Annotated in this window: 7 protein-coding genes; 4 read left to right on the plus strand and 3 right to left on the minus strand. The window is 58.2% G+C overall.

Annotation, left to right across the window (positions count from 1 at the left end; genetic code table 11):
- Window positions 1-243 precede the first annotated feature (243 nt).
- Complete coding sequence (locus AC629_RS35085) at window positions 244-1224, minus strand: ABC transporter substrate-binding protein (protein ID WP_084809338.1); 981 nt, start codon at window positions 1222-1224, stop codon at window positions 244-246.
- A 388-nt stretch (window positions 1225-1612) separates the two neighbouring features.
- Here AC629_RS35085 and AC629_RS35090 point away from each other — a divergent pair, with 388 nt between their 5' ends.
- Window positions 1613-2593 carry a catalase family peroxidase gene (locus AC629_RS35090; RefSeq protein WP_084809339.1) on the plus strand — a complete coding sequence of 327 codons (981 nt, stop codon included), beginning with the start codon at window positions 1613-1615 and terminating at the stop codon, window positions 2591-2593.
- Window positions 2594-2840: 247 nt separating this feature from the next.
- Here the strand turns inward: AC629_RS35090 and AC629_RS35095 are convergent, their stop codons facing one another.
- Window positions 2841-4406, minus strand: coding sequence for a winged helix-turn-helix domain-containing tetratricopeptide repeat protein (locus tag AC629_RS35095; RefSeq protein ID WP_168195657.1), 1566 nt, complete (start codon window positions 4404-4406; stop codon window positions 2841-2843).
- A gap of 153 nt (window positions 4407-4559) precedes the next feature.
- On the opposite strand from AC629_RS35095, the gene AC629_RS35100 reads away from it, so the two are divergent.
- Window positions 4560-5420: an alpha/beta fold hydrolase gene (locus tag AC629_RS35100; RefSeq protein ID WP_168195658.1), complete on the plus strand. Its 861-nt coding sequence runs from the start codon at window positions 4560-4562 to the stop codon at window positions 5418-5420.
- 459 nt (window positions 5421-5879) lie between these two features.
- Here the strand turns inward: AC629_RS35100 and AC629_RS35110 are convergent, their stop codons facing one another.
- Window positions 5880-6263, minus strand: a complete 384-nt coding sequence (locus tag AC629_RS35110; RefSeq protein WP_084809342.1) for a tautomerase family protein — start codon at window positions 6261-6263, stop codon at window positions 5880-5882.
- A 112-nt stretch (window positions 6264-6375) separates the two neighbouring features.
- On the opposite strand from AC629_RS35110, the gene AC629_RS35115 reads away from it, so the two are divergent.
- On the plus strand, window positions 6376-7260 hold the full coding sequence (locus AC629_RS35115) for a LysR family transcriptional regulator (protein ID WP_084809343.1): 885 nt from the start codon (window positions 6376-6378) through the stop codon (window positions 7258-7260).
- Window positions 7261-7315: 55 nt separating this feature from the next.
- Window positions 7316-7543: a hypothetical protein gene (locus AC629_RS35120; protein ID WP_084809344.1), complete on the plus strand. Its 228-nt coding sequence runs from the start codon at window positions 7316-7318 to the stop codon at window positions 7541-7543.
- Window positions 7544-8374: the final 831 nt, after the last annotated feature.

Consider the following 8374-nt stretch of genomic DNA (forward strand, 5'->3'; position numbering starts at 1 on the left):
AACTGCAGGATGACGGCTCACTCGAAGGGGAGATTTGTCTCCTCAACGGCGACAACATCCCGTTCATCGCGCGCCGTTCCAAGACTTCTTCAACAGCCTGCTAGGTCGGCAGCGGATCACTCGTATCATCTTTGGCGCCGTTCGGCAGATGCCTGCTTATCCCCCGACAGCGGCGGAATAACAGACTTCCCTCAACCGCCGCTTCGGGCCACTTCCGGACTCATGCATCGCAGCAATCGCGTCCTATTCGATCACCTCATCGGCTATGGCAAGGAGCGTAGGTGGCACGGTGACACCCAACGTCTTGGCCGCCTTGAGATTCAGCACGAGTTCGAGTTTTGTAGGCTGCAGGACCGGCAGGTCGGAGGGTTTTTCGCCGCGAAGAATTCGTCCCACGTAGATTCCAGCCTGTTCATAGGAGTCCGGCAGGTTCGTCCCGTAGCTCATCATACCGCCCGCCAAAACGTAATCGCGCCACGGATAGCACCCCGCGATACTATTTTGGATCGACAACGCGACGATGCGATCGCGCTGGCTGTCGAGGAAGGCATCAGCCATGACGCTAAGTGCGATGATGCGACGTCTCGCCAACTCCGCGAATGCGTCAGCCACTTCTTGCGGCGTCGCCGCGTTGATTGCGCGAAGCTCGACACCCAAGGCACTGGCCGCCAATGATGCCTGCCGCACATGTAGCTCGTAGCTGGGATTTGTGGGATTGACCAGATAGCCAATGACGTTTGCCGCAGGGATCAAGCGCTTGAGCAGTTCGGTGGATTTGCCCGGCAGATCGCTCGCCAGATTGCTGATTCCAGTGACATTCCCGCCAGGGTGACTAAGACTCGCGACCAACCCAAGGCCGACTGGATCGGTGGTCAAGCAAACGACGGGAATCGTCGAAGTCGCCGCTTTCGCCGCAAGCGCAGCCGGTGAGCCGCCTGCTGCGAACAGACCGGCGACCGGGAGGTCAACAAGTTCAGAAGCTAGCGCCGGCAATCGCTCGTACCGTCCATCTGCCCATCTAAATGCGATATTGACGTTCTGCCCCTCAACGAAACCGCTTTGGCGCAGACCTTTGCGGAATGAATCAATCAGGCCCGCAGATTCAGAGAGCGACCGGCCGCTTAAAAAGCCAACGACCGGCGTTGCCGCTCGCTGTCCCCGCACCACGAGCGGCCACGCGCCGGCCAATCCGCTGACAAGCCTGACGAAATCTCGACGCCTCATGCACCCACCCCCGCCGATGACCGCAGCCTATACTATCAAGATGGGAGCTATCGTCCATTACAGCAAAACCGCCCCTCTGATGTCCGCTCGGGGGTCAAGAGGCAACCTGACGAGACGGCAGCTTGTGGGCGCGAAGCGGACGTTCTGTTGACGCGCACTTCCCAAAAGGGCCAAAAGCTGACGTGCGCTCTACCTCTTCGATCTCGTCGCCAGCCTGAGTATGCGATTCAATGATGCTTACCGGAGAGAGATCCCGCCGGCGTGAACTGCACCAGGGGCCAGCCAAGGAAGTGCGCCCGGGCTGACTGACTCATGCCGAGACTGAACTGGCACAGAGCGCGCCCTTTTGGTGCTATACTTGCTTGCGCCTTACATAGGAGGGCATCCCATGAGAAACAGCAAGGCCGTTGCTGCCCTGGTTGGGTTAGGTTTTGCGTTGCCCGTGGTTGCACTGGCGCAGGACCAGCCCATTGAGGAGCAGCTCGTCAATGCAATGAACCGGGTGTTCGGGGTACATCCCGGATTCCGGGCTAATCATGCCAAAGGCCTTGTGGTCGAGGGCAGTTTCAAGGCATCCCCGGAAGCAGCAGGGCTAAGCCGTGCGGCCCTGTTCAGCGGCGCTACGATCGCTGTGACGGTGCGCTTCTCGGACTCGACGGGGGTACCGAACTTACCGGATGGGGCCGAAAATGCCAATCCGCACGGCATGGCGGTGAAGTTCCATCTGCCGGACGGCAGTGACACCGACATTGTGATCAATTCCCTCAAGTTCTTCCCTGTGTCTACAGGCGAAGAGTTTCGCGACCTTCTAATGGCACTGGCGGACAGCCCGCCCAATGCGACCAAGCCGACGAAATTCGAACAGTTCGCGGCGAGCCATCCCTCGGTTCCTGCCGCCTTCAGCACTGTAGCAACGCCAGGCAGCTTCGCCGACGAAGAATACTTCGGCATTGACGCCTTCGTTTTCGTCAACAAAGCGGGTGAGAGGCAGGCAGTCAGGTATCAGATGCTGCCTGAGAACATTGTTCATCTGGATAAATCTGACGCGGCGAAACGGACCCCGGACTTCCTGATGGAAGAGTTGCCAGAACGTCTGAAGCGGGGACCGGTGACGTTTCACTTCAACGCACAACTCGCTGCAGCGGACGATTCCACGAAAGATCCGACAAAACCCTGGCCCGAAAATCGTAAGGTCGTCGAGCTTGGGGTGCTGACGATCGATAGGGCAGCGGAGAACAGTGTCGAGGTCCAGAAAAGATTGCTGTTTCTACCGGGTCAGCTCACCGATGGAATCGAGCGGTCCGATGATCCGCTGATCGACAGCCGCGACGCCGCATATGCTGTTTCGTTCTCGCGGCGCAATCCCTGATCATCGGGGGTATGCCGCGGTTAGAACCGTGGAAATAATATTGTCACGTTCGTGTTCGCCCGTTCTGGATCCGTGCTCGCCGGTGCCGGATCTTCATCAAGAACCTGAGCAAGCCAATCGGCTGCTGAGGGGCAAACTGCGACGTGCGGGAGAAGGCCGCTCATGGGCCAGATGCGGACATCCGGCCTGAACCGCAGTCTCAGAAGGGCCATAAGCGGACCTATCAACGCCCCATAGAATTGCACGATCAATCGGGTAGCCCAGCTCTGATAAACGCCTCCATAAACTCGGCTCTGAGTTGGGGTGATTTCACCCACGGCGGGGGCACGGCCGTCGATCGGCGCCATTCTGGTGATTGACGGACACACTCTTTCATCAGTCTCCGAGCATCATCCATTCGATCTGCACCGACATAGCAGAGGATTGCCTGCCCCAATCCAACCAGGAAAAATGGCGGAAATGCTCTGACCGCTCTGTCCGCCCAATCAGCTGCCTCGGTGTGTCGCCTAGCATTGTGATTTGCGAGAGCGATGCCAAGCATGGCGTTGTAATTGAAAGGATCGCGTGGACTCAGGATCACGGCGCGTTCAAAGTCGTCGATCGCGTCATCCGACCCGCCGTTCCAGGCACGCAAGAGGCCTCTGAAATTGTAGGCGCGGGCGTAGTTGGGATTTGCAAGGATGGCGCGCTCGATCATTTCCGCGCCGCCGTCGTAGGCAAGCTGGAACCAGAACAGGTTGAAGCCAACAACGCTCAGGGCCGCGGCATCGTCCGTACCCATCGCCTTCAGCCGATCGGCAAGCCGTAGAAGCTCGGCGTTATCTTCGGCGACATCACCAGGCCATTTGTTGGCGCGCCGCCATCCTAAGCACGACGCAACACCGCCATAGGCGGGCGCGAAACTTGGATCAAGCGCGATCGCCCGCTTGAAGTTTTGCAAGGCGGAATCATTGTTCTCGGCGCTGGTAGGGAACTCGGTATGAGGCAAGCCGCGATAGAACGCCGTGACGGCATCGATGTTGCCGGCCGCCCGTCGGCCTGCGCGTTCCATCTCGGCGCGATCGAGTTCCGGCGTGATCGCGCCGACTACGCGGCGCGTGACCTTGTCTTGCAGATCGAACATGTCGTCCAGCGCACCGTCGAAGCGATCAGCCCAAATATGGGCCGCGGTACCGGTATCGATTAGTTGTCCGGATATCCTCAGGCGCGCCCCGGCCTTGCGCACGCTGCCTTCAAGCACATAGCGCACACCGAGTTCGCGTCCGACCTGCTTCACGTCGACGCTCTTGCCCTTGTAAGTGAAACTTGATTGCCGGGCGATGACGACTAAAGACCTGAACCGCGACAGCGCAGTGATGATGTCCTCGACCAATCCGTCAGCGAAGTAGTCCTGACCGGGATCGTCAGAGATGTTCTGGAACGGAAGCACGGCGATCGTCGGCTTGCCGGGCTGGGTGGTCCGCATAGGCGTTGCATTTGCGACAGTTATGTCGACATCACCATCGACTTCGCGGACAGCCCCCACGAAACGGATACCCTTCCGCTGCAATGTCTTGATCAGACGTTGCTCGCTACCGCTATCGCCGATCGCGGCACGCGCCGCATTGAGCCGCGTTGCCAGCGCCGCGTCTGTAACGACACGGTGTCCCCACACGGCGGCAATCAGGTCGTCCTTGCTGGTGACATGCTCGCGATTTCTGATGAGGTACACAAGTAGATCAAACACCTGGGGTGCGATCGGGACAGCTTCAGATCCGCGACACAGCTCCCGCTTGTCGGTGTCCAGCATTAGGTCTTCAAACGAGTAGCGCAACCGTCTGCTCCGATCGAAGTCAGGCCAACCGGCCTGGATGCGCGAATTTAGCGGTTCGGAAAGAAAAAGTAAGGGGTCGGAAAAGTGTCCGGGCCGGGCCCCCGTCATGCTGTGCGTGCGCTTCGATGCGCAGGGCAGAGGATGGAGACCGAGATGCTGCATGATAAGCACGGGGCAATCGATTACTGCGAGCAAGGAAAGGGACCGACTATCGTCTTCGTGCCCGGCTCCTGGGCGACGCGGTCGGCTTGGTGCAACGTTACGGAGGCGTTAGAAAGCCGCTTCCGCATCGTGACAACCAGCTTGCCGGGGTATGGCGGCACGCGGGAAAGCCGCACGGCGGCCGATTGCTCAATCGACCGGTCCTCAGAAACCGTCGAAGCAGTGATCCGTCGCGCCGGCGGCCCCGTGCACCTCGTCGGCCATTCCTATGGGGCGCTGGTCTGCCTCGACCTCGCCCTGTGTGGGCTGGTGCCCCTTATGAGTCTAACTCTGATCGAGCCGGTGGCATTCGGCCTTCTGCGTCAGGCAGGCGAGTTCTCTCTCCACGAGCAGTTCGCGACAACGCGGGATGACTACCTCCGGTCATTCGACGCTGGCGAAAGAGAAGCAGCCCGACAAATTGTCGATCTTCTCGGTGGCCCAAGGCACTTCGCTTCCCTGCCGCGTGGGTTGCAGGAGCAAATCATCTCAAAGACGCCATCCCATATCTTTGACCTGCGATCGGGTTTCGATCCGAAGATGGCGTTGCTGCGCAATATCTTGCTGCCGACGCGAATTGTCCGTGGTGAGCGAACCTCGCCAACTCTGCACAGGTGTGCAGATATCCTGAGCTGCGCGATGGCGAACGCATCGTTGCATACTATCGGCGGCGCGGGTCATTTCATGACGGCTACGCACTCCACCGAACTGGCCGAGCACGTAACCGATCAGGTCATAAAAACCGAATCCCTGGCGTGGGCCGACCTGAGCTTCGCCTCTCCGTTCGGGATTCCGTGCCGGAACCCCACGTAAACCGGGTGACCTTCTGCTCCCGGAACAGTTGGCAGAGCATTTGATCGCCTTAGGGGTCAAAGGCACAGGTCAGCCCAACGATCCTGTGGCGTCCGGTTTCCCGCAACCAGCCGACATGGCTCTTGCGTTGTTCAGCTCAGGGCCCAGAAGCGGACTCATGTGGGCGGCAGGATGATCTCTAACGATGCACCAATGCACAGCTGCATCCGGCACCCCGAACAACTGGAAGACCTCGAACAGCACCGGCACGATGACCGCGCCGCCGCCGATCCGAACGTGCCTGCGAGAAGGCCGATAACGACCCCCGCGGCGATCACTGCCGGCAGCAGCCAAAGGAGCTCGGACCATGACGTATCAAGCATGAGGGCCGGTCGCGTCGACGACCTATTTCGGATCATGGCGCCGTTGCTGCGACCATAGCTTTCCGAATTCTGATCGAGGTCTCACTCGGGCTGCGAATCAAGGCAATTGGTAGCTCATCGTTTCGAGCCATTTACGTTCGGTATAGCCATTTGACCAATTCGAGCGGCCCGTTTCGATGATACCGATGAGGATTCTCTCGCGTTGAATTTCCAAGTCCCGCTCAGAGAGATCCATAATACGCCCGAATAGATTCCTCTTGGATCGTTCTCCAAGCTTGTCGGGGACAATAACGAGGATCGCAATTTTCCGTCCCTCGCGCTGCGCTGTGTCCCCAGATGCAGACATCGCAGGCGCAATCGTAATGATGGGTTCCGTCGAACCGATTTCAAGCATTTCGCCCAGCGCCGTCCGTACAACTGCCGCGACACCCTCGCGGACCTGCGACGATTCGTCGTTTTGCATTGCGATCTGAACGAGCATTTCGGGCAACCCCGCACTTGGTCCTACAATCGTCACACGCGAGATTCTGGACGACATCAGCAGTTTGCTGCAAGCTCATAATTATCATAATCTATATTCCCACGGTGCAAACATGCTCGGCGAGATGAGGGCTTTCTCCGTTTTTGCCGAAGTCGGGTCGGTCCAAGCAACCGCTTCTCGACTTCACATCACCCAGTCGGCCGTGACACGGCAGATAATGCGCCTCGAACAACAGCTCGACACGTTGCTGCTCGATAGACGCTTCAGGCCACCGACATTGACGCCGATGGGCTTGAACGTTCTTGAGCGGTGTCGCTCGATTCTGCGAGAGTTGGGAGAGCTTAAGGCAAGCGTATCTCCAACGAGCGAGCCAGCAGGCAAGCTCCGTGTCGGCATAGGTTATGTGTTGGCGGATGATGAGATCTCCGATTGCCTGCACAACGTCACCACGCGCTTTCCAAAGGTCGCACTCAGCATCAAGACGGACTGGCATCATTCACTGATCGACATGGTGCAGAAGAACCGCCTGGACGTGGCGATCATACCGGCACAGCCCGGTCTGCTTCTCCCCGCAGATACAAGGGGAAGGGTTGTCGGAGCAGAGCCGTTGGTGTTCGTGGTCGGTACGAAACTTGGTCGTGTAAGGCGCTCAACACTTGCCGAGTGGGCTCGACTTCCGTGGATCGTCAAGCCTCGAGATACAGGAACGCGGGAAGTGTTAGAGACCGTTCTGGCAAGCAGCGGGTTGCCATTGGAGGTCGCTTCGGAAGTAAGGGACGAGAATCTGCAACTTTCGCTGGTTGCGCGCGGTGCCGGTATTGCTCTGGTGACCAAGCGGTCCGTTCGGCGTCATCCGCGGAAGAAAGATCTTCGAACTCTAAGGCTGACACCGCAAGATCTGAAGTTGGATATCATGGTCGTTCGCGGGAATCTTCCCGGGTCCCTTAAGCCCGCAATTGACACGGTGGAGGAGCGATTGATCGCCAGACTAGACTAGTACGGATGATCGCCCCTTGAAGGACCACTGCAATCCTGACCGACGAGAGAAAACAATGACCGACAGTGAAATGATCGACTGGCTTCAAAACCACGAAGGCGCCGGCCAAATAAGCGATGATTTCGGCCGCTGGGCCGTATCCTTTAATGGTGCGCAAAATGTTCCTGACGACACCAGTATTGCGAACGACATCTGCACTTCGTTCTTCGTTGAGGCAAAGGATTGGAAGCCGACGATCCGCGAGGCCATCTTAGCGGTCGCTCGTGAGCGTGAGGGGCAATGAAGTGGACCCTCCCAACAAAAACTCCCGTCAAACCCAGGGGTTTTTAGTTTGGCCGGATCAACCCTTGAGCTCGTCGCGGTCGCGCAGCGCGATCGCCGCGTTCAGCGTGAACGATCCCTCAGAAGTCCAGATGGTGTCCCAAAGAGGTTAAACAACCAGACTCGCGTTTTAATGATCCAGATTGGCTGCTGTGGGGCCAAGAGCAGCCATTATCGCTAGCAACACCGACATCAGAGCCACGGCGGAAGTCCGGCCAAAACAAGGTAGTCGGATAAGCATCAAAAACGTTCCTAGGACTCGGCAGTCTATTTTTAGGAACGGCCCCAGAGAACCTGGGGTTATTGAAGCATGGAGGATATTGCCATGCTTGTCTTTTATCTGCCGCTCATCATCTTCGAGGCGATGATCGAAATCGCGAACGAGCAAGCGCAAGACAGCCCGCGAGCTAAAGGCAATTGAACAGTGTTCAGCCTTGGGGAATGCGCATGAGCATGCGGGACATCTCATTTGGCCAGCGCCTCGCGAACGAAGCTCAGCGCGCGCGGGACGTGGCGCTCACTCTACCTCCTGGAAAGAAGCGAGATGCTCTCTTGGAAAAAGCTCGCTTGGCTGATCTTGGCGCACGCATCAATGGCTGGCCGGTCAGTCCGGAATTAACGCCGGTCAAAACTTTCGATAAGGTCGAGGCCAGGAAACAGGTCGAAGGTATTAACGCGGCCGCTAGCAGGCTGTTGAAGAAGTCTTGGAACGGCGCGCGATGAACGGGATGTTGTCGCCGTTGAGGAGACAAATCTCCCCTTCGAGTGAGCCGTCATCCTGCAGTTCGGCCCA

The organism is Bradyrhizobium sp. NAS80.1, assembly GCF_001908205.1.
Classification (GTDB): domain Bacteria; phylum Pseudomonadota; class Alphaproteobacteria; order Rhizobiales; family Xanthobacteraceae; genus Bradyrhizobium.

What these genes read in the sequence shown, in the direction of transcription:
- AC629_RS35085 (WP_084809338.1), bottom strand. Translation starts at nt 1,224, where the DNA reads ATGAGGCGTCGAGATTTCGTCAGGCTTGTCAGCGGATTGGCCGGCGCG.
- AC629_RS35090 (WP_084809339.1), top strand. Translation starts at nt 1,613, where the DNA reads ATGAGAAACAGCAAGGCCGTTGCTGCCCTGGTTGGGTTAGGTTTTGCG.
- AC629_RS35100 (WP_168195658.1), top strand. Translation starts at nt 4,560, where the DNA reads ATGCTGCATGATAAGCACGGGGCAATCGATTACTGCGAGCAAGGAAAG.
- AC629_RS35110 (WP_084809342.1), bottom strand. Translation starts at nt 6,263, where the DNA reads ATGCTCGTTCAGATCGCAATGCAAAACGACGAATCGTCGCAGGTCCGC.
- AC629_RS35115 (WP_084809343.1), top strand. Translation starts at nt 6,376, where the DNA reads ATGCTCGGCGAGATGAGGGCTTTCTCCGTTTTTGCCGAAGTCGGGTCG.
- AC629_RS35120 (WP_084809344.1), top strand. Translation starts at nt 7,316, where the DNA reads ATGACCGACAGTGAAATGATCGACTGGCTTCAAAACCACGAAGGCGCC.